Source organism: Bradyrhizobium sp. SUTN9-2 (assembly GCF_003122645.1).
Classification (GTDB): Bacteria; Pseudomonadota; Alphaproteobacteria; order Rhizobiales; family Xanthobacteraceae; genus Bradyrhizobium; species Bradyrhizobium yuanmingense.
In genome coordinates this window covers 2,394,779-2,419,583 of sequence record NZ_LAXE01000001.1, presented here as the reverse complement: position 1 = coordinate 2,419,583, position 24,805 = coordinate 2,394,779, and the positions used below count along the sequence as shown (strand labels likewise).

Genomic DNA, 24,805 nt, shown 5'->3' with positions numbered 1-24,805 from the left:
TTACAGCGCGTGGGGTCTCGGCATTGCAGGTTTATGGATCCACGGAAACTTGCCCCATTGCGATCTATACAAAGCTCGGTGGCGATCTTGCCCGTGAGGGATCGACCGGTATGCCCGGCCTATGCTGCGAGGCTGCAATCATCAACGATGCTGGCGACAGATTGCCGGCAGGGACTGCGGGCGAGATCACGGTGCGAGGACCCAATGTGTTCTACGAATACTGGGGCAATGAACAAGCAACACGTGAGGCGCTGCGCGACGGGTGGTATCGTACGGGCGACATCGGACGTTGCGATGCCGACGGATATTTTTGGATTCTTGATCGAAAACGAAATCTGATCATTTCCGGCGGAGAGAACATTTACCCGGCGGAGGTGGAGCGCGTAATCCTGCAGCACCCAGATATCGCGGAATGCGCCGTCGTCGGTCGGCCACACCCGAAGTGGGGCGAGGTTCCGATCGCTTATGTGATTCGCCGTTCGGGGACCCAGGTTGAACAACAAGCGCTGGTGGCGCATCTGCAGTCGCAACTCGCCCGCTTCAAAGTACCGGATGAGATTATCTTCACGGAAGATTTGCCCCGAACGGCTTTGGGTAAGGTCGAGCATTACATCCTGAGAGCAATTCAAGCGAGATCGCGCCCCTGATGGTTCATCACAGTCATTTTGTCGTTTTGATACCCACACGGGGAGATGGCGCTGAATGTCGGCTCCGGCGGCGGTTGTCCGAACATGTATGAATGGGTATGGACAAGAGCTAGGTAGTGACCCTACTTCCCGGTTAAGCGCGCGCCTGATTTTTGACTCCGTCCCGGCCTCCGACAAGGGGCAACGCATGAATGTACGTTATCGGATCCAAATTGAGCCAAGCCGAGCTGCGACGAACTGACGGCGCTGCTCGGCGGCGGCAAGCACGCTGCGCGCAAGCTCAAACGGGTGCAAATTTAGCTGTCGGCCGATAGGAGCTGCCGCGACAAAGAGATTGCCCAGAGCGGTGAATGTCAGCCTTTCCACCATCAGCCGGACGAAGCGCGTGGAAAGCAATCTGGCGCGGGTCTTGAGAACGGAGCCGCATCAGGGCGAAGAGTGCAAGCTGACCGGAAAGGAGGAGGCGCTGCTGATGGCAACGGTATGCGTCAAGCGGCTTGCCGATCGCAAACGCTGGACGCTGACGCTGCTGGGCGACACGATCGTCAGCGTGCCGCGGAATCAAAAATCCGACTAATCTTCCAGCGACTTTAAGGCTCATTAAAATACACAACTGCAATTTCCTGTCAACACTTCAGATTGCGTTAGAGCCAATTTCAAACGAAGACGGCTTTTGCCAGGATCAGTTGCCGCAGGTCCGATGACAGAATGCACTGACAGACCGCCGATAGACCTAGCCGAATCGAAAGTAATCGCCCTTTCCGTTAGATCGTCGCGATATTGGCTTCCTGAAGCAGTTCGTTCAGATCGCGCCTGCATTTGTCCCTGATATCCTCCAGGGAACGAGCGAGCGAGGGATCCACAAAATCGAGGAAGTTGTTGACGCGCCGGATGATGCCGTCCTTTAAACCTTGCTCCAGACGAGAGTGAAGCTGTCTGAGTTGGACATTTAAGCCGCCCAACCGGTCGCGAAGTTCCTTATTCTGCACTTCCCTGTATCCACCGACGGCCTTGCGGATCACATGCCGACTTTCCCGATCAACAAGCTCGCCGGTGCGAAGCGCCTGTTGGGTATCCTTTAGAGCTTGGAAGAATTCGTCTGGCGTCTCGCAATGTAGCGGGACCTCGAAGGCCGGCCTTCGAAGGCCATGGCGATGGTGCGGAGGATCACTTCATCAAGATCGTCGGCTCCGCGAAGTTGAATTACATCCCGATAGTACCAGCGCTGCAACTCCGGGAAACTGTTAAGATACGAAATGCACTCGTCTCAAGACCACACAACGGCTCTACGAGCTAACCTGTTCACTTCCCACTCCCCGTTGAGATCATCAACAAATCGCTGAACGCGGTGTCGCGGCGCGCAGTCGTTGCGAGGATCCAGATATCCAAATCAGGTTTGAAGGAAAGCGCCTCCCTAGCCGCAGTCTGTAGAAAACTACGGTCAATTGGCCCACCGGGTATGGGTTGCCGCGCTCGTCCAGATCAGACAGACGCTTACATTGAATGCCAATCATGCCATGACGTGATTTTCCATACACGTCGACTCCATGCTGAGCCTGCCCCGGTCGGCCGTATCTTTGGGCGCTTGGAACATCATAGACCTCTCGAAGCATTCCGACCGCTAGTTCTTCGAATTGCTGCCAGTAGAGCGGAGGCTGAAAGAATTGAGATATCGTCCCCATCCGTGTCCCATTGCACAATTTCTTTGGCGGCAGGTTCGGCACCTACCACACGTCGAGATGTTGGAGTTGGCTTGAAAACAGAGCAAGCAGAGAGCGGACGCTCGACGAGGCCAAGGCTGTGCTGAATAAAGCTCGCGAAAGGGGACTCGAGCTGCGAAGTGCCAGCTGGGCAGACGTAAGGAGCGCGACAACCTCATATTCGGTCCACCGTCTTGGCGAGTTGGTTATTCCTCGTCGTTCAAGCCCGTAGACGACTGAAGCAGCATCGCGGCCGTGACTTCATTTCTTACAACGTCCATTTCTGCGGATGGTCCAGCCTTGAAGTGCCCGCGTAACGCGAGACTTGCCTCAAAGGTTTCAACGCGCGAAGCGGCGGTTGTAATTTGTCTCAAGGCGGCATGATGGCGATCGTAGTCGCCGGCTCTCACCATTTGGGGCAGCATGTCGATGATCGGAAGCACGGTCCCTTCCCCTTCCGCAGCCTTGTGGGCGACGACCTGTCCAAGAACGCCACAGAGGAAGCCGAAATCAGGGGCAATGCGTATGGCGAAGCGGCGTGCACGCTGCGCCGTGGACGATTGATTTGCTTGTTGTTTAACCTCTCCCTCGTGCTTCCGTACGAAGGTGAGGAGCCGAGTCTCAATGTCAACAAGCGTGCGTCCTCCACACCACATCGAGACCAACGTTTGAAGCGCATGCAGTATCCGCTTGGCAGTGGCTTTGGGCGCTGTCGTATTTGTGTAGGCTCGGCCAAAGACCGACTCGAGGGCCGCCTCCCGAACAAAGATCGTCAAATCCAAAGGGTGTTCAGCCACGACATCGAGCAACCATGTGATCCAGTCTTCGGTTGCGGTCTTATCAATCGGCGCTTGATCAAGCGCCTGCCCCAGCCGCTCGATGAGTCTCGGAGGAATACCGTTCCGGACAGCGATTTCCCGCTGCCAATCGAGAACGGGAGGAACTTCCAGCTGCTCCTCGGCAGCCTTGAGCGCGGTGCGGCAGCGTTTGAGCCATCTATCCGCTCCTTGAGCATCGGCTTCTTTCAGCCGGAAGTACCCCAGAGAGCGACGGACAATATCGTCAAAGCCGCTCTCGCCCGCTGCTGTGACAGCCGACAAGCGCCGGATAATCGACTGCATTTTCGGATCGGAATCCGCGGATACTTCAATCTGATCGAGCAGCAAACTCGATGGAATCATAAATCTCCTCACAGGCATCCTGCTCGGAAAAGACCGTCTTCAAGATCCCTCCGGCTGGTAGAGCGAGGTTCGCTCTCTCTACTCTAATCGGCTGTGCAGGTATGACGATTGCCAGCCCGGTTGCTGCGTATGCCGCGCGCCCGGCCCTTCCTAGCGCATTGAGTATCTCGTGAGGACGCAGATCCGTGCGGGGATTCGCGAACACGGCTCAATATCTGATGAGCACTCGCTGCGACGAAAGCCGCGGCACGTGTCTGTTCTGGTCGAAGATTGAGTGCGACATAGGCCTCGAAGGTCGAGGCAAGGCGCCTCACCCGGTCGATCACATCGCTTGCAACCGCGGATGTCCCCAGAAGGCGGACTGTGGCCAGCTCTATGTGCGCGGCCGTAAGTAGTTCGTCCAATATTTCCGGGTCCGGACCAGGCAGGTCCGGTGCTTGGCGTAGAAGAACGCGGGAACTTGGGTCAAACACCGGCGATCTCCTCGACTTTCGCCGCCACCTCGCCTGCGAGGAGGGCTAACCCACTGCGCACGTCGTCGAAGGGCAGCAAGCCGGCCGTCCGCGATGCGAGCGAGCCACCGGCCACGACTTCAAAGCCTGCAATGATGTGCAGAAAGTTCCCTGCTTTGCGTTGGTCGTGCCTGTCGCCACGGCAACCCTGAATTCGCGCGCGCCCTCCCAGAACACGTCGTCAATAGCCGTCTCCGGATCGATGTTTGGGACGCTCTTGAGCAGGGTTACGAGGTCGGCGAGGATCTCATCGTCGCGATCACCGCTAAGAATAGTCCCGATCTCAGGCCATACGCTGGAACTTTTTAGATTACGCGGTGATTTCGAAGCCTTGTCCTCACAAAGCACAATTCGCTTGATCTGCGTCCATTCCGATCCAGCTCGACGATAAAACCGTCAAAGCCCTTATCTGCCTGCCGCACATAGGGAGCAGTCATATAGCTATTCGGAAGAGCCATTCTCGCGGCGACCCACGAGATATGTTGGAACAGGAGGCCGTCGCGATGAATAATGGATGTTCTGATCCGCTTTCTCCGCGGCTTCCTTCTCTGCGTCGGCGCCCGACCGACGCAGCTCTAGGTCTTCCGGATGAGGAGCGGTCAGTTTCCGTACCGACATTCTGTACCACCTTGCCCTTCGAAGCCCGTCGTCGCGGCTCCAAGGCACTGATCACGCGCTGAGCGTTTTCCTCCTGTCGCAAATACAAGTAGGCGATAACTTCAATCAGCTTGGCACGGCTTTTGTTGTTAATCGACCACTCGGAAAAATTGCATTCGGCAGTAGTGGAGGGCTTTAGCGAAAGTGGCATTCTAAATCGTTTCCGAATCTACGAATATTTTCTCACTCATATCCGAGCGCCCATTATAACGAAGTCCCCCGTTACAATGCGCTCATTGCGGTCTCCCGGTGTCCGGCACGGCTTGTCTGCGAAGGAGCGACTGTGAGGGCACCGGAATCAGTACAGTCCCATGTATGAAAAACACCACTTTCTATGGATCCGCTAGCATAGCTTTGTGTTGAAAAATACCTACTTTTTGGGTGTATTTATACATGATGCTTCGAAGTCGCCGAACTCTCGCTTCGTATCTAACGGGTCTGCTCGCCGGTGGACGGATCTCCTTTACGCGTGACGAAGCGATCGCCGAACTTGGGGTAACTTCCCGAGGCTTCCTGGCCGCCGCCAAACGCCTGCAGAAGAAAGGACAGCTTCTCAACCCACGACACGGCTTTTACGTCGTCGTCCCTCCAACCACTGGCACCGTGTCGCCGGCATAGTCGACAAACAGTTTCTCGCCCCCGCCGTGGTGCTGGCGCATCACCAGCGGCAGCCGGCCTTCCCAATTGCGGAACAAGTCACAGAAACGCGAGATATGTAATCGTGAACATACCTCGCGTTATGTTGCGGCCGGATTTATGTTGTGCAAGGAGCTATAATTGCGGGGAGACTGAACACTGGGAGCGTTGTTCACGCAACATAATCCGACGTCTGGGTAGCGAACCATTTGTCCAATGGAGGCTCGCTATGGATCAGACGATTTATTCCATCCCCTTGACCGTGCCCCACCGTGATGACGCGCCATTCACCGACGAGCGGTACCGGTACCTTCGCCACTGTGCAGAGGCCGGCGCGACCGCAGCTTCTCTCAAGATCAAGCGCAACGAGCTGTTGCGGATTGCCGCGCGTCTCGGTCCAGATGCTTCGCAGGGCATCGATATCGAGGCACTCCAACGGATCGCGACCGAGCGTCTGCGCCTGACGGGGGCTGCCACCGCAGCACGAAGAGTGGTCGACATCGGACGGCCTTGGCTTCGATTTCTCGGTTGGTGGCGTGAACCAACCGTCGTGTTTCAGTATCAGAGCCAACTCGACCAGTATGTGACATGGATGCGCAATGAGCGCGGATTCTCGTTATCGACGGTGGAGCAATGGAGCCGGATTATCGGCAGGTTCCTGCGCTGGTGCGATAAAACCAACCGGCAACTCAGGGATCTTCAGCCTGAAGACGTTGATGCCTATTTCGTCGCCCAGGCGACGGGACGATGGTCCCGCGTTTCGGTGGCCAACACAGCCTCTGCCTTGCGGGGATTTCTGCGCTACGCGGCACAGCGGAGCATGTGTACGAACCGCTTAGCGGTCTCGATTTGCCGGCCGCGGCTCTATCGTCAGGAGTCGCTGCCGTATGCCCCAGATTGGTGCGACGTGCAGCGCATGTTGGCCGACGCCGAGACTGACAACCCCCGGGACATTCGTGACCGTGCGATCCTGCTGTTGCTTGCGGTCTACGGGATGCGCAGCGGCGAAGTGGCGGCATTGCGCCTCGATCAGATCGACTGGGCCGGTGGGAGGCTACGGCTTTTCCGCCTGAAGCGCCGGCAGCCGCAGATCTACCCGCTGCTCCCCTCTGCAGCTGAGGCGATCGCCCGCTACATCGACACGGTGCGGCCACTATCATCGTGCCCGGAAGTGTTCCTGTGCATGCACGCGCCCCGTCGACCGTTGAAGGCAGGGAGCATCTATGATGTCGCTAACCGCAGATTTGTTGCACTTGGAATCGACGCGGCCCACCGCGGTGGGCATGCGTTGCGCCACGCCTGCGCCTCCCGGCTTCTTGCCGAAGGTCTGTCGATAAAGGAGATCGGGGACCATTTGGGACATCGCAGCGCGGCGTCAACCAGCATCTACGCCAAGGTGAACATGCAGGCGCTTCGCGAGGTCGGAGCGTTTGACCTGGGAGGCCTCCAATGATGCTGACCCATGTTGTCGACGCCTATCTCGCCAAGCAGCGCTCACTGGGGGCGCGTTTCGAGTCGGCTGAGGTTCTGCTCCGCAGGTTCTGCCGAACGATGGGCCATCGAGATATCGGCGAAGTCACCCCAGAGGCAGTAGCCGAGTTTCTCCAAGGCAAAGGATCGCTCAGTGCCACCTGGATGCTCCGATATAGGGTTTTGAGCGGCTTTTATCGATTCGCCATCAGTCGCGGGTACGCGGTATCCTCCCCACTGCCGACAACGTCTCCAAAGCTGCCGCCGCAACAAACGCCCTATGTTTACTCCACGGAAGAACTGCGCCGCCTGTTGGACGCGACCTCGATCCTGAAGGTTGGGCATCGCCCTCACGTGCCAGCTATGTACCGTACGCTCCTCTTGTTGCTGTACGGAAGCGGCATACGCATTGGTGAGGCGCTTCGTTTAGTCTTGCAAGACGTGAATCTGATTGATCAGGTCATCACCGTCCGTGACACGAAGTTCTTCAAAACGCGCCTCGTGCCAATCGGACCAAAGCTCAACCAGGAATTGGTCGAGTACGTCGAGCGCCGTCGCCGGCTCCCTCTGCCGCGTGGGCAAGAATCTCCATTATTCACTACGCGCGGCGGTCGACCGTGGCACTATGTGCGGGTCATCTCCTGGTTTCAGCATGTCCGCCGAGCCGCCGGAATCAGTTGCCCTGTCGGCGAGCCTCGACCTCCACGGCTGCACGATATTCGCCACACAGCCGCCGTGCACCGGGTGATCGCATGGTATCGCTCCGGCCAGGAGGTGCAGCGACTGCTTCCGCAACTCGCAACCTACCTTGGCCACATCGATATCCGTTCAACCCAGCGCTATTTGCAGATGACGCCGGATCTCCTCCAGGCAGCCAGCGAGCGCTTTGCTCTGTACGCGATGGAGGTTGACCATGAAGGATAAGAGCCTGCTTGGTCCGTGGATCCGGCGGTTCTTGCTGGAACATCTGGTCGCCGAACGCAATCTTTCCCGCAACACTCAAGCCAGCTACCGAGACACGCTGACATTGTTATTGCCGTTTGCCAGCAAGCAGGGAGGACGCGCCATCGATCGCATGACAGTGGAAGAGCTGACGCCGGAAGTCGTCCGCAAGTTCCTGCACCATCTGGAGCGCGATCGCCAGTGCAGCGAGGTTACCCGCAACCAACGGCTGGCGACCATCCATTCACTGGCGCGGTTTATCGGGACGCGTTCGCCGGTCCACCTGGCCTGGTGTTCCGAGATACGGGCGGTGCCGTTCAAGAAGACGGCCAAGACCGCGATCGGATACCTCGAAAAGGACGAGATGGACGTGTTGCTAAACCAACCTGACAGACGCACGAGTCTTGGGATGCGCGACCATGTTCTGCTGCTTTTCCTATACAACAGCGGTGCTCGCGCCGATGAGGCAGCAAAATTGACCGTCGGCAATCTCCAACTGGGTGCGTCCCCGTCAGTGCGACTTCACGGCAAGGGAAACAAAGTCAGAATCTGTCCATTGTGGTCAACGACGGCAACTTCGTTGACTCGTCTTGTGGCCGACCGGAACAAAAGTGAAGCGGTCTTTCTCGGGCGGACGAACCATCCTTTGACGCGCTTCGGAATACACCGTCTCGTGACGCAATATGCCGCTATGGTAGGCGAAACGGTGCCGACGTTGGCGACGAAGCGCGTGAGCCCGCATACGGTTCGGCACACAACGGCCGTGCACCTGCTGCGCGCCGGCGTCGACATCAACACGATCCGTGCTTGGCTGGGCCACGTGTCATTAGACACTACGCACATCTATGCTGAAGTCGACCTGGAGATGAAAGCAGAGGCGTTAGCCAGCGTCGATATCAGCAGCCTGAGGCCGCCGCCTCGGCAACCCTCTCTCCCGTCGTTGATGGCATTCCTAAAGTCGCTGTAGGCCGAAAGGTCACACTCTTATGTTGCGGAGCGAGCCGAGGAAGTCGGCGAAATCCTTGGCTCACTCTAGCAGCGACAACATAAATCTGGCCGCAACATAACGGCTGTACCGGTACCCGTCCGGATGCTCTGCAATGTACTCGTCCCACAGCACCTGCAAGGTCACGTGCTTGCGCTTGAGCTCGCGGGCAATAACGGACCAGTCAGGCTCGGCCACCTTGCGGCGCCCCGGCTTCACGCCCGGCACCCCGTACAGCAGTTGCTCCAGCTCGGCGTCGCTTATGGCTTCCGGGACTGGCCATGCCAGACCCGCGCGTGCAAACCGCTTCAGCTTGTCACGTACCGTCGTCGGCTCGACGCCAACACGCTCGCCAACCACGCGCGTCGAGAGCCCAGCCTCAAGGCCCAATCTCACAATCTCGCGCACCTGGCGCATGATAACCCTCCTCGTCGGCATCCAATTCTCCAAGCTGCTTCCAGCCGGAGAAATGGCCAACGATCAGGCTCCACACCATCCGAAACTGCGCGCGATCAAGTCGGAATGCTGCGCGGACAATGCTCGGAACGTTGCGCGCGATCATTTCGGAACCCCGCGCGCCATCAACTCGGTACGGTGCGCGCGATGACCTCGGAATCGGCAGTTTGGCAAATATCTAGGTGCTTCCAGCCAAGCCATTTCTCGCGCTGAGGCAGAGGAACGCATGTGGGCGAAGCTAGAAGATCCATCGTTTCTGGCAGATGTGCGCCCGCTACTTGCCGCGGACGACGCCGAGGATTTTGATGCCGAAGCCGAGCGAGCCGCGTTCGTTACGGTCTTTAACGAGTTCGTAAAACGCATCCCCGGTCACGCCTGGGCGGAGACGCTCGCCATGGCGAAGAAGTTCGAAATGCCTGAGCTGGCCAGCACCTGACCCAATAACTCGTCCCAGTGCATCGATCGCCTTTGCTGCTCCGGCCACCTACGAACTTTATTCGTTAGGCTGGAATTTCAGCAGTTGTGCGTTTCGATGTTATCCGAAGTCTGGAGCCAAACCGTTCAGGGTTTCTTTGACTCACATGACGGTGGCCGCGACGGAGCGTTCTAGGTAGCTGGACTTTGAGCAAGAGTGAGACATGTCACGGCAAATTCTCTGCCAAAGCAAAGTCCGGCTGATCTCAATCTCATCGGGATGGATGCAACGGAATTCCGTGACGTTCCATGATGCTCTCAAGAGTCGCGCTCAGGGTGTCGAGAGAGCGGCCGCCTATCCTAAAGTCAACGTAGATTTCGTTGTCTTTGGCCGGCGGCACTTCGATCAGAGCGATTGCGGTGACGCCCTCTGCTTTTTCGACCTTGGTTCTTATAGTCTTGTGCAGGCTGCCTATTGCGTCGCTGATCGTGACGGTGACAATGTTTCCAACTTTCAGGGAATCGTCCGATCCGGTTAGAATGTGCTTGCCATCGAGAACGACCGGCAACTGACGCGTTATCTGCGCCTCGAGCTTCAGCTTTATTGCGTTCTTGCTCCGCTGGGCCACATCGATCGATAGTCCGGTAAGCAAGTCGACCTCAGCCTCCTGGAAATACGCCTCCAGTATGCGCCGCACGCGAGGTTCATCATTCTTGCCGTTGCCGTAATCGGGAATGCGCGACTGATTGAGCTTATGGTCCTTGTCCTTTAGCGTGGCGATCGCGTATGCCGCAGCCCATCGAACATCCGGCGCGTCGTCAAAAAGAGCGTCGACCAACGCCTTCTCGATGGCACGAACCCGCTTCCAGGTCCTGCGCTTCTCGGAGGATTGCCAACGGGCGTCGCTCGCGCGCGCCAGCATCATCCGGACTGCGGCGAGCCGGGTGGACACGTCTCCCTCCTCCAGATCGACAAACGCACGCAACAGATCGTTCTCCGCTTCGCCCAGTGTATCAGAGGACAGCACGCTGTGGTTTAGATTTGGTTCGATGAACCGTCCCGGAATGGGAATTTCCTTCGGTAATGGCTTTTTGACCGCGTCGCGGACCTGAATCCAAGCATCGTTTGGGCCAGGAACCGCGCCGCACACCTTTATAACGCCGTGAAGCGTGTCGATTTCCACAATGCGAAGGTTCTGCGCAGTGACCCGATCACCTCCCATGTGACCAGGCATCTTCTTGTTTTTCCATGTCTTTCCCGGGTCTTTGGCGTCCGCCTGTGGAGCCGATCGACCGATGGGAAATCGACACCCCGTGAGTGGCACGCAACCCGGCGAACTTGTGCCGCTTCATGCCTCCCGCGAAGCCCTTGCCTTTTGTGGTGCCAGTGACGTCCACGAATTGGCCTACGGCAAAATGATCAACGGTAATTTCGGCCCCGACCGGGATGAAGCCGTTCTCGGTCACGCGGAATTCGGCGCACCGCCTCTTCGGCTCCACCTGCGCAACGGCAAACTTGCCACGCTCGGCTTTGGGCATCCGCGCAATCTTGCGGCTCCCCGCTCCTACCTCCAAGGCCAAGTAGCCGTGCCTTTCGAGGGTACGGTGGCCAAGAACCTGACAGTTCGGGACCCGAAGGACAGTTACCGGCAGCCTCTTGCCGTCGTCGTCGTAAACGTGGGACATGCCCTCTTTCTGGGCCAGGACACCGGTTCTCACGCTGACGCTCCCTGCGCCGATACATCAGTCCAGACATCGCCAAACGCCGTCCAAAACAGCGCCGTGGGGTTAGATTTCTGCTGCAGCACGTATCTGCGGGCATGAAGAAGCGAAGGACCAATATCGTTCCCCTTCATGATGCTCCGGTAGAAGTGGTCCGATAGCTGTTCCGAAAGTAAGGCATCAACCCTTCCGATCGGTGCGATCACGACCGCAGCGCCGTTATGGTGCATCCGTTCGGCCAAACTCTTCGCCCGCGACACGGCATGGTAAGCTGCGTAATCGACATCGAGAAACACCAGCAAGCGATCATGGCCCCGCAGCTTTAAACTCGAAGTGTCCTTGAAACGCGACTCGAAACGCTCCCAGATCCGGATGTCTATCGAATGGTTCGGCCGCGGGGTTCGCCATAATCCACAGCTGAACAGAAAACTGTCGACCGGGAGGAACAGGAAAGCGCGTAACAGATCAAACATCCGATCCCGATAGGACGTGGCCGCAGTCAGTTGAGGAAGGGAACGTATACTCAGGTGTGGTTGGGACGAGAACCAAGCTGAAGAAATATCGCGGTTTGACTTCGCGTCTCTCCAGTCGTCGTAGATGACACCGAGCTCGATCTTCCGGGCATTCGTCGGCGTCTTGTCGGTTGCGCCAGCGCGAAAATAGCTGCCGTCGCCTGTTGACGGCAACCGCGGTGGCGTGATCCTTGGTAACAAATATATCTGCCCCAAGAATCCAAGTGGATTTATCGGATTCGCGAGGGGCTCGATATAGGCGAACTCCCATGGAACGCGTACAGCCGTGCACCGCACGCTGACCGCGCCGTCTCGCTTTGCTTCCTGCCGAAGGAGATTGATGAATTCGTCCTTGTCATCTGGCGCGATGAGCGCTTCGAAGAGTTCGTATCCTTTCTTCGCGACTTCCCCCAAATGTTTTGCCTTGTCAGCATCAGACAGGGTATCGAATTTCGTGGGCTCAAAGGTGCTGCTCCCGACGAAATCGAGGATGTCGTTGGAAAGCCTTCTGATCTCATCGGGGGCAGCATTGGCGTAGAAATCTACATCGTCTTTTCCTTCAAAAATGAGAGTCGTGATCAGATCGCCATCGATGATCGAGTTACGAATGCAGACCGGCCGCCCGCCCCGGTGGTGTAGACGAGATATCTTCATTATGCCGCTATGTGAGATCTTGAGAGAGAGGTTCTGACTACCAGCGGGGTGCCAGTGGAGAAATGGAACTCAATGTCGACGGCTCCATTGCCAGGACGACGGGCTGCGACATGAAAGTAACCGGGTTCGCCGACTGCGCACTCCAGGCGCGAGGGGACGACTTCGCCGGATGAACTGTAAGCCCGCAGTTCGCAAATTCCATCCTTGATCCCAGCCTTGCCCGAAATGCCGAGACAAACCGCCAATTCCGAGTCGAGGACAGCCCGTACTTCGAAATCGACCATCGAGGTGTCCAACGCTTTGGTGCTGACGGTGGGCTGCAGCTTGTTGGATGGCACTCCCCTGATCCAGGCGCAAAGTTGCGCGTCTGGTATCCGCGGTATCGGCACTTCGTCACGATGATTGCCGTTGCGAACAGATCCATCCATCAGCTCGAGCACCGTCAGACGTTGGGCAAGCATGGGTACCGCGCGATAGCCAGCGCGATACCATGGAAGGTGCTCCTTGGTCACATCGCCGAAGAGATCCAAGCTCCTCTCGCCTTGGAGCAGCGCCTTATACGGTCGCCGTGCCATGCGGGTTGTTCCCAGCCGCGCGAAGCGATCCGTCCATTCCCAATATTCTTGCCTATGCGTTTCGACAGCCGCCATCGATCGTGCGTCGATGAGTTCGAGCTCCACCAGCGCCGTCAGCAGAGGATCTGCATCACCTGGCAACAGATCCAGAATCGTCCGACATCTCTGTTCGCGGATTTCGGGAAGATCGCGAGTCGAGCGGTGACGGAGCGTTGCCAATGCGCGTTCCAGCGGCGTACTTACCGTCGGTGGTGTCCAACTGCTTATCCCGCCGTCGCCCAAGAACAGACCGATCACATCACGGGTGGGCTCGCGAGCAACAACGTTCCGGTTGATCAAGATCAGGCGCCGAATGGACTCGGAGACAGAGTCGCCCTCGACCCCGACCGGCCCAAACGCCGAAAAGGAGCCATCCGAGCGGTGAAGAAGTATCACGTCCAGGGGGAGAACGACGGGCCGTCCGTCACGTCCGTCTACGACTGCGTGGGTTCGCGATCGCAAACGCGCAGCGACGGTCTCCTCAAAGCGAGGGTTGCATGCAAGGAGCCAGACATACGACGCCGGTTCGGGGAGTCTTGCATTGAACGGCAAGCTCAACTGCACTTGGCCATCTCCCGGCGAAGTTGCGATTCGTCGGTCCGAGTCTCGCATGGACGGCACAGATAGAGGCGGACTTCCGTGCAATCCACAACAAAATTGATTTGCAGCCGAACACATTGGTTAGACACGCATATCCGACGCATCGCGGACTTCTGCGACGATCGAGGTCCTGGTCCGTTGCTCCTCGTTGGAGAAACCGTCGAAATCACGCAGTTGTCCGAAGGATAGGCCCGTCATCTTCTCAACCGATCGTACACTGCGCTGATAGGTCTTGAAGGCTCCGAACACGGCCTCCAGCTCCTTCAGTTCCTGAACCTGATCAATCGTATAGGCGGTCGAGGAAGGCCTTCCCGTATTGGACACGAACGAGATCACCTTCCAGTACGCAACTGGTATCTTCACTCCTCTATAGAGACGGTCATTGTCGCGGAAGATGGGACCGCTGAACACGTTCACCTTAGCTTCCTGGACTTTCGCATTCTTGAGTATGTAGTCCTCAAGGCTCAGCCAGGTCCGTTGGTTGAAATGCGATGCTTGGGGCGTGCAATTCGTAAAATGAAACGTGTCATCGTTTGCAGTTTCAGCAGTTTCTCCCCAATTGGGATCTTCTCTTCGGACCAGGTGACCTCGATCAAGGATATTGTCCGCGTACAGATCTTCCCCGATCTGCGCTTCGTCTGGAATGCGGCCGTCGTAGAACCATTTGTCTGGCGGGTTGCGGACCACCTTCACAGCTGCTTCACCATCAATGTTGACGCCGACAAACATTGGCATCCGACGTGACTTTGACATCACCACCGAGAAGTGCTCGTAATCCAATCGATTTTCTGTACTACCTTCGATCTCGAGCACGTCCTTTTTGAACCTCGTAGGATCCGGAAGCGGGATCGAGAAACCGAGAAAATCAGTGTTGTACCCAGTTCGCCCCTCGAAGCGCGCGGCAGGAGACCGTCGGACCCTGCGCGCAGCTTCCAGTTCAGCTGCTTCCAGACCTGCATCTGCCGAGTGAGGCGCCACGAACTCCAAGTCGGACAGCAAAGGACGTACCGTCAAATCCACCTTCATCACTTTTCCCCTTTAGTCGGCGTTGCACTGCCATTGAGCAGAAGTAAATCGTATTTCGCAATCAACTCCGCCGTTGCCCGGACCCTCTCCAGGTTCAGACTACTTAAGTTTCCGACGAAGTCGTTGAGAAGACCGCAGACATCGACATATTCGATCAGGCGAAGCAAAAGGAAGTCCGCTTGACGGGACTTTTGCAGTTCAGTGAGCAGCCTCTCTGGACGCAGATCCAGAGGCCAGATCCGACATTGGCGAGCTAGCATCTCAATCTGCTCCCCGAGCGGGTCCGGATCGAATCGCACGACGTCGATAAGCGCTGCGCGTATTGGATCATAGAGTTCCGGTGTGCGGCCACGAACGAAAACTCGCAGTTCGTCCAGGCGACGTACTGCGTGCCGTGGACGAACCTGCAAATTTGAATTGTATATTTCGCTAAGCGAGAGATAACGGTGCTTGTCGCCATTCTTCAGAACCAGCATCTGGATCCTTGCTTCTTCCGGAAGCACCAGCGGACCGGATCCCTGCGCCGACGTCCAACCCTGTTCGCTAAACACCTGACTGAGAGACATCGGAAGGGCAGGATCAATCTCAGTCGTAGCCAGAGCCAGCGCAGTCATCCGCATTCCGTCAAGATCGAGAGCGTCTCCCGACCTAAGCCATGGACGATGCCTTATAGACTGCGAGAAGGAAGCGTCTCCTGCCGCTACGCGACCGATCGCGACCAAGGGAACGTAATCAACCCACCCTGGACGCGCTTCCAAATCGTGCAGCAGCCATCGCTCCACGAGTGCCCTTCCGCCTCCCACCGCGAGTTGAGCGCAAGCCCATTTCCACGTCCAATGAATAGTGAGCCGCTGAAACATCGAAGACGGCAGGGTGCCGATCATCTGCTTTGACAGGAGCTGCATGGAGGGACCCGCAAGCCTGATCACCTCCATGAAGTCGGCTGACTTGAATGCAAGTTCGACACGAGCAGCCAAATCGGAATCATCGAATATATCTTCGAGCGTCGTGTACGGGCGCATCGAGCGGGGACCCGCCAGGGCCGCATCCCCGCTGCCGGAGCCGGAGCCATCCGTCTGACCCAGTTCAGAGAGGCCTGGTGACGAGGAGGCTCGTATGACGCCCGATTTGGACCGCTTTCTCAGGTTGCGGACCTCCACATCTCTTTGCTGGACTTCCGGTAGTGCGGCCCTTTCCTCCAAAGTCAGGGAACGCTCGTCCTTCAATAGAATGGCGCGTGCGGCCGGAGGCATCGCATGAATATCCTCCCGTCCGATGTGGAGCACTTTACGTGCCAGCGTTTCATCTGCGGCGATAGCTGACACGTCTCCGTAGAAGGCCTTATAATAGGCGGCCATCGCGGCTGGGTCCGGATCCTTCGCCCGATGCGGCTCTTCGTACCAATCGGCTGCTCTCTCCTGCACAGACCGCACCCGATCCTGCAGATCCGTTTGCTCTCCGTCTGGGGTCCGCGTCGTGCCGCAAAGCATGGGCAGCATAAGTCGGCGCAGGTTTGTGACATGTCGCACCTCGTTCGGACCGTATGTATCGACCAACCAGGCTTCCTTCGACAGAGCACGAAGGAGTTCCATGGCACGTTCCATATCGATCTCTCCAAGCCCGCAGGGCTCGGCAAGCACATCGCGTATAAGTTCAGCGGTCACTGTCCTAAGCGCGAGCCCCGGGTGGGCAAGCTTGCGAATATCCTCCTTCGGTATAATCCTGGTGTCGCTGGGATCCTTGGATAGTCTGTGGTCCTTGATTCTATCCAAGAACCTTGAGTACAGGACCCTCATCGCCTCGACGGTGCCGTACAAGGACGAGCCGCTTACATCACGAATAATCTCATCAACCTCGTGAGGGCTTTTCTGCGCGGCGAATTTGATAAGGACGATCAGAAAAAGCGGGTACCACTCGATGGCGGATTGTGAGATCAGATCGATCCGATCAGAAGTAAATACCTCCGATGGACCCTTCAGTCGCAAAAAGTCGCCGACTTCATCCCGCGCGAAAGGTCCGAGTTCAAGATGCCCGCAGAACCATGCCGGCAGACGCGAGCGCTCGCTCACAAACGGCTGGACACGGCCTGCGACCACAGCTCTGACGGTCTTGAACGCCTTCGAACCGTCCTCAGCCTGAAGGTCGATCAAACGGTCTATCCACGACAAGATCAAGCCGAACGGCTCACGCTCGAGATCCGCATCAGCCTGTCCCATTTCGGAGGACACGATCACCTCTTCAAACGTGTCGACAACGATCAAGAGATCGTGGCGTTCCGGCTGACGGCCCAAGGCATCACCGAGCCGCTCGAGCAATATATCCGCGGACTTGAGGTCGCTGCTCGTTTCGGCGGCGACGCGAAGCGCCTCGCGTCTGAGTTCGTCCATGTCTCCATCAAGTTCGGTACGCGCTCGTCCAATCTGACGCGTGAGCTCGGCCGTCCATTCTTTCTCCGCTCCCAGCGCCAGGTTTGGCCGGTCAAAGTCGAGGAGAACGGTTATTGGACCGCTCCAATCCGCCTTCCGCACCGTTTTCACCAGCTCGGCAACCAGAGCAGATTTTCCGCTGCCGCCGATTCCAGTAAGAAGAAGCGGTCTCAACCAATCCAGCTTCTTTGGATCAGCATTGATATTCTCTAATCTAATCGAGGTGTCGACGTCTCCGTTGGCGACGTAGGCTTGAAGCATTCCAAGCTCACGGGTCCGCCCTACCAAGGTGGGGGCAACGTGAAGCAGTCTTTGCTCGTCATCCATCCTGGCGAGCTTCCATCTTGGGTCCGCCTTGCCGCTGGGCGAAGGCCTGTTGCGTGCCCGATGAACGAAATCCTGAGCCACGGCGAGGTCTTGGAGTTCGGGCCTCGAAAGACCCTGGTCTTCCAGCAATTCCTCATTGTCCTTCAGGAGTTCGACGAGGTAGCGTGCGAAACGTTCCTCCGGATGAGGTTTTGCTTCCTGGAGAAGGCGTTCAAAATCAGCCCGCTTGATCGCTTGGCCCAACGCCTCGTGCCGCGCTCTTGCGGTTAGCTTCCAATATAGCTTGTTTTCGAGCACCACCTCTTGAACATCGTTTGCAATCTCGTCGAGAATGCGCTCGTTCATGTCGCCAGTCTCGGCCGATGCCAGCAGATCGATCGGATCGAAAACACCAATAAGTGCGGCACGAGCCAACACCTCGTCGATTTTCTCTCGCAGTCGGTGGTCGTTTCTAGCGGTCATAGCGTGGTCGAGGGTATGAAGAGGTCGTTGACGATCTTGGCGATGGCAGCGCTCCTGCTCACCGCCATCTGTCGAGCCTGTCTCTCCCGCTGAGCGATCACCTCCCGATCGTCGAGCATCTCGCGGTCAGCGAGCATCGTGGCGATACGGCCAAGGCTCAGCAGCATGCGATCCGGGTCGGAACACAACCGGTTGCGAACCCAAGCGATGACGTCTTCGATATTGAGGTGATCCTTGAGGGGATCGATTGATTTCGAGTTGACGTTCTTCAGTGCTGGCATGTCCGGATCCGACATTCCAATCAGGACCAAGCGGAGCTTCTGTCGCGCGGCTATCTCCGGGTAGAGCTTTTCAAAGAACACCCTCGTCGAGGTATCGCTCAATGGATGCTTATCCATTTCGTTGACAGCAATCCAAAGCGTCTGCCTCGTTGCGCCAGCCTCCATCAGATTTGCGACATCTCGAGCCAGTACCGCAATGGTATCGTTGATCTCGGTCGATTCTCCAGCGCCTGCCATCTGTCCGGGCGAAGTCAATTTGCTTGAGAGCTTGTCTGTGACTTTGTCCAAGAGCAGTTGCGCGGTCGAATAGGCATTGTCCGGGATGTCTGAGGCGTTGATGGGAATGAGCCGATGCAAAGCAGGCGCGAGGGCGTCGTCAAGAATCTCGTACGAGAACGACTTTCCTATTTGCCTGAGAGGTTGCCGATCTGTGCCATAGTGGATTTGTACAACGAGAATCTTTGGTCCGCCCGGCGTCTGGGCTGATGCAATTGCTTCCTGCAAACTATAACGGCCGATAAGAGCTTTTCCGCTCGTCAGAGTGCACCGCGGGGCGCTCAAGCTCCCCATGCGGGACCTGATTGCCCCTTGCGCCTTTTGCAGGATTTTGGTGAGGGGAATGGCCACGTTCGTCGCATAAGGCTTCATCGTGCCTTGAGTTTTTTGCTGCACTTCATAGACGAACTGGTGCAGAGCCGCGGGTTTCATGTCGTATGTGAGACAAGCTCCGCCCGAAGATCCGTGAATCGTGTTCGCCGAATGCAAGACTCGATCGCCGTTGGCGGCGATGTCCTTGAACTTTCTGACAGCGCTGTTTGATCTAAATTCGCCGGGCGAAAACCGCATCGTATAGTTGCCCGGGTGATGCGAGACGATCATCTTTCCCTTGGCTTCACGAGGAGGCTCATTCACGAGGTTGTAGTAAAGTCGGTCAAATCCCGCCGGCTTGTTCAACTCGATCACAGCAAAATCAAAGAAAGTGTCGAGTTGCTTGGGCTGCCACTTGTCCAGGCTGTCCGACGGATCTGCGCTGAGCCGGCTGCCCGCCACAAGCCAATCTTCCGTTACCCCGCACGTCCATTTCTTCTCGATTTGGTTAGCTCTGGCGACAAAATCGAACTCGATCGAAAGGCGCGAGGAAAATTCCCGAATAGGAACGCCAGGCCAATCGGGCGCGCCTTCGGGGCCATCCAGGCCAGCTTCGAAGGTTACGAGGGAACTAATGACGTGCCAGCATGTCAGTACCAGTCTTGGCCCAATTAAAAGGCCCGTGCCCGTTTCAAACGACCCGTTCGTAAGCTTGACGACGATCTTGCAAGTGTTCCTGGCCAGCCTCGGCATTCCCTCGCGGATTGTCCCTGCGTCGGTCATCGGGGTGAAATCGTCGAGGATCTTTTGGAGAGTGGCGCGGTAAGTTTCCTCACCGTCTTCATCATCCAACAGATCCGAGGCTTCAACTTCTGTCGCCGATGACGTGAACAGCCGGCCGGAATAGGCTTTGACAAACGACGCTAGGAACCCGTTGTGTTGCGCTTCCTCCAAGGCGGCTTGGAAATCCGCCCGATGCAGGTCGGGGCCGACCGGGAGAGGCGCATCTTTCTGGCGCAAAGCCGTGATCGTCAAAAAGCGCCGGGCATTGGGATAGCTCGCCGCGAACTCGTCGTAGCACTTCCTGAAGACATCTCGCGATGCCGTGACCTGTTGGGCCAGCTTCGACGGACTGAGAATGTTTTCGCCGGCAATAGGCATTTTAGTCGGTCCACCCCAATCGTTCGGCGATTGCGGCCGGCACCTGCCCTGAGGCACGGACGGCGGCAAGCGAATGGGCGTAGTTTGCCGTCAGGTTTCGTCCAGCAAAGTGCAGGCCAAGAATTGGGAAAAAGTCGATGATTTGAGAAACGCACGAGCCCGAACAGCCTGCTAGAGTGGTCGAGTCGTGCGAGAACACCCAGCGTCGCGATCGATCGTCGTCTAAGCTGCCGGTGATATCTTCAATCTGCCCCGGCGCCATGTATTTTCGCCCGTAGTCCAGCCCGAAGATCTCCCCCAGCCGTTTGGCGATATCGTCGCGGACCTCGTGGGTGTTAGGATCTTCGAGCGCTGAAATATCCGGCCGTGCTGGATAACCGACGACGATCAGGTCGGCCTTGGTCTCGCCGACCTGCCTATCGGCAACTTGACCAATCTTGGAAGGCAAGTTCGTAGTCCCGTTGCTTGTCTCAACCTCGAACAATGCCATGTCGAGATGCGAGAAGTTCACCTCGCGACCTATCGTATCTCCCCCGGCGAACACCAATGATTTAATCCGAAATCTTTTTGCCGACCCGAGGCCCTTGTCATCGAAATTGATGGTCGCATTATCTTGTACAATCCAGCAGGACGGCGCTTTGCCCCGGATCTCGTCTGCGATCGCTTCCGCCACGTGACGGTTTGTCATGATCAGGCCGTCGGCGACGACAAAGCCCGTACCGACATGCTCGCCGTCCAGATCGATGCGACCGACCTTTTCCGAAAGCGCCTCGAGCCAGGAGGGGCTCACCTTGAAGGTGCTTTCCCATTCGGTTGCGGCCAACGCGGCCGGGTCCAGCTTTCCATCGGTAATCTTCAGGGCGGGACGTCCCGTCAATCGGACGAGTGCCTCCACATCTGCGCGCTCGATGCCGGAGAGGTTGCGTCCGCCGTGCTCGTGAGCCTTCTTGAGCAGTTTTTCACTTCGATCGAACAGGTCGCGTCGTTGCGCCTTACCTTCGGGGGTCGCCTCGGGGCGCTCATCGATCTTTCTGATGGCGCGGTCGAGCCCATCCTGAATGTCTTGAACGCTCCTGCCCCGTAATGGAGATTCCGGAGCGCCTGCGGCGCGGATGATAGCAGGCTGGGGCAAAAGCATCCGAAACGTGCTTTTGGCCACTGGTTGCCGATCGAGCGGGGCAACCAGCTCGGGAGCATGACTTAATCGCTTCAGGACCCGTTGTAGAACCGGCGGCGCGGTGGCGCTCAGTCCCGGCGTCGGTTTCGGCCGTATGCGCGACTCGACGAGACCCGCTTTTGTCGGTTCGGATCGCCGGCGCTCATCGGCAGCAAGGAAGCTCGCTTCCGCACCATATCTTGCCCAATCAAATCCTTCGAGGCTGGCTCTGGACGCAGCAAGTTCGAACACCAATGCCGTGTCACGATCTTCTTCCGACAGACCCGGTGATACCGCGGCTTCAAGGGCCGCGGAGGGAGCCGGGATATTGGCGAGAGGCAGCTGAAGAAGTTCTTGCGCATCCACGATCCCCGCACCGTACAGATTGGCATTCCAACCGGCAGGCTTGCGAGCAGTCCGACGCAGCGCCGAGCGAAACAGCTCCTGCACGCTGATATTGCGGCGCTTGGCTTCCGCGTGGACTTGATCGCGGCCAAAGTGGGACAGCCAAATTGCTGCTACACCGGCGGTCAGAGCCGTGGCAAAGGAGGTGCCTTGGCCACCGGCAACGACACCGGTTCCGCTGTCTTCGGGGGTACGACGCGCGACGAACACATTCTCTGCGGGAGCAGAAACGTCGACGGCTGGCCCGCGGCTTGTGCCCTTCCATGGAGCATCGCCGGCATTCACGCCCGCAAGTGCGATGGAATTACCGTCGGAGGCAGGATAGACCACGAAGCCCACGCAATTTCCGGACGCAACCACCACGATGCAACCGGCCGCGACCGCCTTTTTTAGCGCTGCGGCGATTGAAGGGCTGTAGATCCCACCGAGGCTCATGGAGATAACGTCGGCGTTGACCGATACGGCGTGCAAGATCGCGCGGGCTACCGGGGCACCATCGAAGATCTTGACGTCCTCGATACACCTGATGGGAATGACCTTAGCCAACGGAGCTGCGCCGACGATCTTCCCTGCTTCTCGGCTTGCCACCACGCTGGAGGTCGCCGTACCGTGGCCCGGATTAGCAGTGCCAGCGCGCAGCGGATCGTTCGGGCTGTTGCCCCCCTCGAGCACGTTCGCGGCTCGCTCAAGGTCGAACATACCCGGCTCCAACTCAGGATGAGCAGCAATGCCCGTATCGGGTTGAGCTACGAGAATGCCGTCACCCTTGCCGTTCTCCAAGGACCAGGCCAGGTTCGCCTTGATCGCGTTGGTAGCCCAGTGCATATCCCCAGGTGCCGCCGCATTTGACCAGCAGAATGCGTCGGTAATTGCCGATTCGGGCGCACCATCGCGAAGCAAACGTGCGTCGGGTTCAGCGTATAGGGTTGATCCGATGTCAGGCACACAGGATACCAAGCCCAGTTTGTCGCAAAGAAGATCGGCCGCAGCAAAAAGCCTGGGTGGCGCGATGGTGCGCGGTACGCCGGGAAACTGAAGCACGAGGAAATTCGGCAGCTGCTGGTCCAAAGGACGCAGATCGAACGTGTCCGCCCCGATCAGAGGTAACAGTTGCTCTCGCACCCTAGCTGGGTCCGCAGCACTGGTGCACTCCAGCACAAAACGGATGATGTCCATCGGCAAGCCATCGACCGTACCATGTGCCTGCCTTGCAATTTCTTGGAGAACGGTCCCCGCGATGGAGATGCTCGCATCTTCTGCCATTTGACACCTCAACAATCATTCGGTCCGGCGTGAATACCGGCTTAAAATCAGCCGTAAAAAACACGATTCGGGACAGGTAATTGCCTGCCCCCGCAACCCGCAATTGAAGCGTAAAATCAATCGAATGTCCATCGTCTATGAACCAAGCCGACGATTATTTTCACCTCGGGGTTGCGGTTGTTTGGTACGAAACGGACGAAGCGGCCCCTCCTTGATACATTGGTGTTTGCACCGCATCGTAGGAGCGCGAGCATGGCGACGGTGCAGGCACGCTTGGCCCGGTGAAATTAAGGAGGGCCGCTTCAACAGGCGCTGAGGCAAGTGATAGCGACGTCGGCGTGCTGGATGACGGCAAGCCTCTGCCCCGCGCACTTCCCGACTGGAGGATCGTTCGCCGAAGTACCGAGACGGCTTGGCTCTGGAAGCGTTGCGCCTAGCAGGCTGTTGAAAAAGGCGCTCGCCGCCGACCGGCGACCGTGATTCAATGGCTCCGACGAGATTCGGAGATGGGGCGTGCGCGGCGGGGACAATCGAACGGGCGAGCTGTTCAGCTACGTTGATCTCGAGGCCCGGGTGCGGCGTGATCATCCGCTGCGAGCGATCCGGACGATCGTGAACGAGGCGCTGTCGACGCTGGAGCGCGAGTTTGCCGCGCTTTATTCGCCGATTGGGCGGCCGTCGATCCCGCCGGAGAAGCTGCTGCGGGCGATGCTGTTGCAGGCGTTTTATTCGATCCGCTCGGAGCGGCTTTTGATGGAGCGGCTGGAATATGACCTGTTGTTCCGCTGGTTCGTCGGAATTGGCGTCGACCACGCAGCCTGGGACCATTCGGTGTTCTCAAAGAACCGCGACCGGTTGCTGGAAGGCGACATCGCGGCCAAGTTCCTGGCGGCGGTGCTCGCGCAGCCCAAGGTGAAGAAGCTGCTGTCGAGCGATCACTTCTCGGTCGATGGCACGCTGGTCGAGGCCTGGGCCTCGATGAAGAGCGTGAAGCCGAAGGACGGCTCTGGCGAGCCGCCGGTGCAAGGCGTCGGGCGCAATGCCGAAGCGGACTTCCATGGCCAGAAACGCTCGAACGACACCCATTGCTTCGACGACCGATCCCGATGCCAGGCTCTACCGCAAGGGTAAAGGCAAGGAGACGAAGCTGTGCTTCATCGCGCATGGTCTGATGGAGAACCGCCACGGCCTGCTGGTCGACGCCTGCCTGACGCAGGCCGACGGGCATGCCGAACGGGTGGCCGCGCTGCACATGATCGAACCTCGTGCCGACCGGCCGACGGCGATCACGCTTGGCGCCGACAAAGCCTACGACGCCGAAGACTTCGTCAACGAGCTGCGCTCGATGAATGTGACGCCGCATGTTGCCCAGAACACCAGCGGCCGCAGCTCGGCGATCGACGGGCGAACGACCCGGCACGCCGGCTATGCCGTCAGCCAGCGCATCCGCAAGCGCATCGAGGAGGCATTCGGCTGGATCAAGACAGTCGCAGGGCAAGAGAAGACCAGCTTCCGTGGCCGTGATCGCGTCGCATGGGCTTTTACCTTCGCTGCCGCCGCCTACAATCTGGTGCGGCTGCCCAAGCTCATAGCGGAGGCCAGCTGATGGCCAAGATACCCGGCTTCGCCAAGGCTTTTGCCGGCCGCTGGCGCATCGTCGAAATGGACACCTGGGACAGCGACTTCCTCGATCTTGTCGGTGAGGCGCATCTCGCCTTCGAGGGCAAGTCCGACGGTGAAATTGCCTTCGGTGCGCTGAAGGGCTTCCTCGACGTCCGCTACGGCGCGCGAGATGGTTCGGCCTGCGCGGAGTTCTCATGGGAAGGGCACGACGAGAATGACCCCGTCTGCGGTCGCGGATGGGTTATGATCGGCACTGCCGGCAGGCTCGTCGGCCATTTCTACATCCATAATGGCGACGATTCAGCTTTCGTTTGCGAACGCGGCTGAGTTCTTCAACAGCCTGCTAGCCCGTCTTATTCACGATGTGCCAGCGTGAAGAATGCCG

General features: G+C 57.9%; 16 protein-coding genes and 2 pseudogenes. 8 read left to right on the top strand and 10 right to left on the bottom strand.

Going from position 1 to position 24,805, the window contains the following annotated elements; translation table 11 throughout:
• Together XF30_RS11195 and XF30_RS11190 are read left to right on the top strand one after the other, a co-directional pair.
• Positions 1 to 647 (top strand): class I adenylate-forming enzyme family protein (locus tag XF30_RS11195; protein WP_146207790.1); only part of this gene is annotated, 647 nt, incomplete at its 5' end.
• A 346-nt stretch (positions 648 to 993) separates the two neighbouring features.
• Positions 994 to 1,224, top strand: a complete 231-nt coding sequence (locus tag XF30_RS11190) for a hypothetical protein (RefSeq protein WP_109142711.1) — start codon at positions 994 to 996, stop codon at positions 1,222 to 1,224.
• Between the two features lie 187 nt (positions 1,225 to 1,411).
• Here the strand turns inward: XF30_RS11190 and XF30_RS11185 are convergent, their stop codons facing one another.
• Both XF30_RS11185 and XF30_RS11180 read right to left on the bottom strand, forming a co-directional pair.
• On the bottom strand, positions 1,412 to 1,669 hold the full coding sequence (locus tag XF30_RS11185) for a hypothetical protein (protein WP_109142710.1): 258 nt from the start codon (positions 1,667 to 1,669) through the stop codon (positions 1,412 to 1,414).
• An 884-nt stretch (positions 1,670 to 2,553) separates the two neighbouring features.
• Positions 2,554 to 3,528: a hypothetical protein gene (locus XF30_RS11180; RefSeq protein ID WP_244608913.1), complete on the bottom strand. Its 975-nt coding sequence runs from the start codon at positions 3,526 to 3,528 to the stop codon at positions 2,554 to 2,556.
• A gap of 2,034 nt (positions 3,529 to 5,562) precedes the next feature.
• Between XF30_RS11180 and XF30_RS11165 the strand changes: the two genes are divergently transcribed.
• From XF30_RS11165 to XF30_RS11155, 3 genes are read left to right on the top strand one after another with little or no spacing between them, the layout of a single operon-like run.
• A complete protein-coding gene (locus XF30_RS11165; protein WP_109142709.1) occupies positions 5,563 to 6,786 on the top strand; it encodes a tyrosine-type recombinase/integrase in 1,224 nt (407 codons plus the stop codon).
• On the top strand, positions 6,783 to 7,727 hold the full coding sequence (locus tag XF30_RS11160; RefSeq protein ID WP_109142708.1) for a tyrosine-type recombinase/integrase: 945 nt from the start codon (positions 6,783 to 6,785) through the stop codon (positions 7,725 to 7,727). Before XF30_RS11165 ends, XF30_RS11160 begins: the two co-directional genes overlap by 4 nt.
• Positions 7,717 to 8,712 (top strand): tyrosine-type recombinase/integrase, encoded by a 996-nt coding sequence (locus XF30_RS11155; RefSeq protein WP_109142707.1) that lies wholly within the window; start codon positions 7,717 to 7,719, stop codon positions 8,710 to 8,712. Before XF30_RS11160 ends, XF30_RS11155 begins: the two co-directional genes overlap by 11 nt.
• Positions 8,713 to 8,772: 60 nt before the next feature.
• On the opposite strand, the gene XF30_RS11150 is transcribed toward XF30_RS11155, so the two are convergent.
• Positions 8,773 to 9,147 carry a transposase gene (locus XF30_RS11150; protein ID WP_146207678.1) on the bottom strand — a complete coding sequence of 125 codons (375 nt, stop codon included), beginning with the start codon at positions 9,145 to 9,147 and terminating at the stop codon, positions 8,773 to 8,775.
• 265 nt (positions 9,148 to 9,412) lie between these two features.
• Here XF30_RS11150 and XF30_RS11145 point away from each other — a divergent pair, with 265 nt between their 5' ends.
• The gene (locus XF30_RS11145) at positions 9,413 to 9,622 is read left to right on the top strand and encodes a hypothetical protein (protein ID WP_192893105.1); all 210 of its coding nucleotides are present in this window, start codon (positions 9,413 to 9,415) and stop codon (positions 9,620 to 9,622) included.
• Positions 9,623 to 10,652: 1,030 nt separating this feature from the next.
• Here the strand turns inward: XF30_RS11145 and rplC are convergent.
• The 7 genes and pseudogenes from rplC to XF30_RS11110 form a co-directional block, all read right to left on the bottom strand.
• Positions 10,653 to 11,319 (bottom strand): annotated as a pseudogene (gene rplC / locus XF30_RS39175) (50S ribosomal protein L3); the annotation flags it as partial.
• A complete protein-coding gene (locus XF30_RS11135) occupies positions 11,316 to 12,488 on the bottom strand; it encodes a hypothetical protein (protein WP_109142705.1) in 1,173 nt (390 codons plus the stop codon). The gene XF30_RS11135 and the pseudogene rplC, both read right to left, overlap by 4 nt.
• A complete protein-coding gene (locus tag XF30_RS11130) occupies positions 12,488 to 13,402 on the bottom strand; it encodes a hypothetical protein (protein WP_146207677.1) in 915 nt (304 codons plus the stop codon). Before XF30_RS11130 ends, XF30_RS11135 begins: the two co-directional genes overlap by 1 nt.
• A 381-nt stretch (positions 13,403 to 13,783) precedes the next feature.
• Entirely contained in the window at positions 13,784 to 14,728 is a 945-nt protein-coding gene (locus tag XF30_RS11125; protein WP_109142703.1) for a DNA/RNA non-specific endonuclease, read from the bottom strand.
• On the bottom strand, positions 14,728 to 17,943 hold the full coding sequence (locus tag XF30_RS11120) for an ATP-binding protein (protein WP_109142702.1): 3,216 nt from the start codon (positions 17,941 to 17,943) through the stop codon (positions 14,728 to 14,730). Before XF30_RS11120 ends, XF30_RS11125 begins: the two co-directional genes overlap by 1 nt.
• Positions 17,940 to 19,973, bottom strand: coding sequence for a trypsin-like serine peptidase (locus XF30_RS11115; protein ID WP_109142701.1), 2,034 nt, complete (start codon positions 19,971 to 19,973; stop codon positions 17,940 to 17,942). The genes XF30_RS11120 and XF30_RS11115 overlap by 4 nt, the downstream gene beginning before the upstream one ends.
• Position 19,974: 1 nt before the next feature.
• Positions 19,975 to 22,797: a S8 family serine peptidase gene (locus tag XF30_RS11110; protein ID WP_109142700.1), complete on the bottom strand. Its 2,823-nt coding sequence runs from the start codon at positions 22,795 to 22,797 to the stop codon at positions 19,975 to 19,977.
• Between the two features lie 513 nt (positions 22,798 to 23,310).
• On the opposite strand from XF30_RS11110, the pseudogene XF30_RS11105 reads away from it, so the two are divergent.
• A pseudogene (locus XF30_RS11105) lies at positions 23,311 to 24,403 on the top strand (IS5 family transposase).
• Positions 24,403 to 24,747: a hypothetical protein gene (locus tag XF30_RS11100; RefSeq protein WP_109142699.1), complete on the top strand. Its 345-nt coding sequence runs from the start codon at positions 24,403 to 24,405 to the stop codon at positions 24,745 to 24,747. Before XF30_RS11105 ends, XF30_RS11100 begins: the two are co-directional and overlap by 1 nt.
• Positions 24,748 to 24,805: the final 58 nt, after the last annotated feature.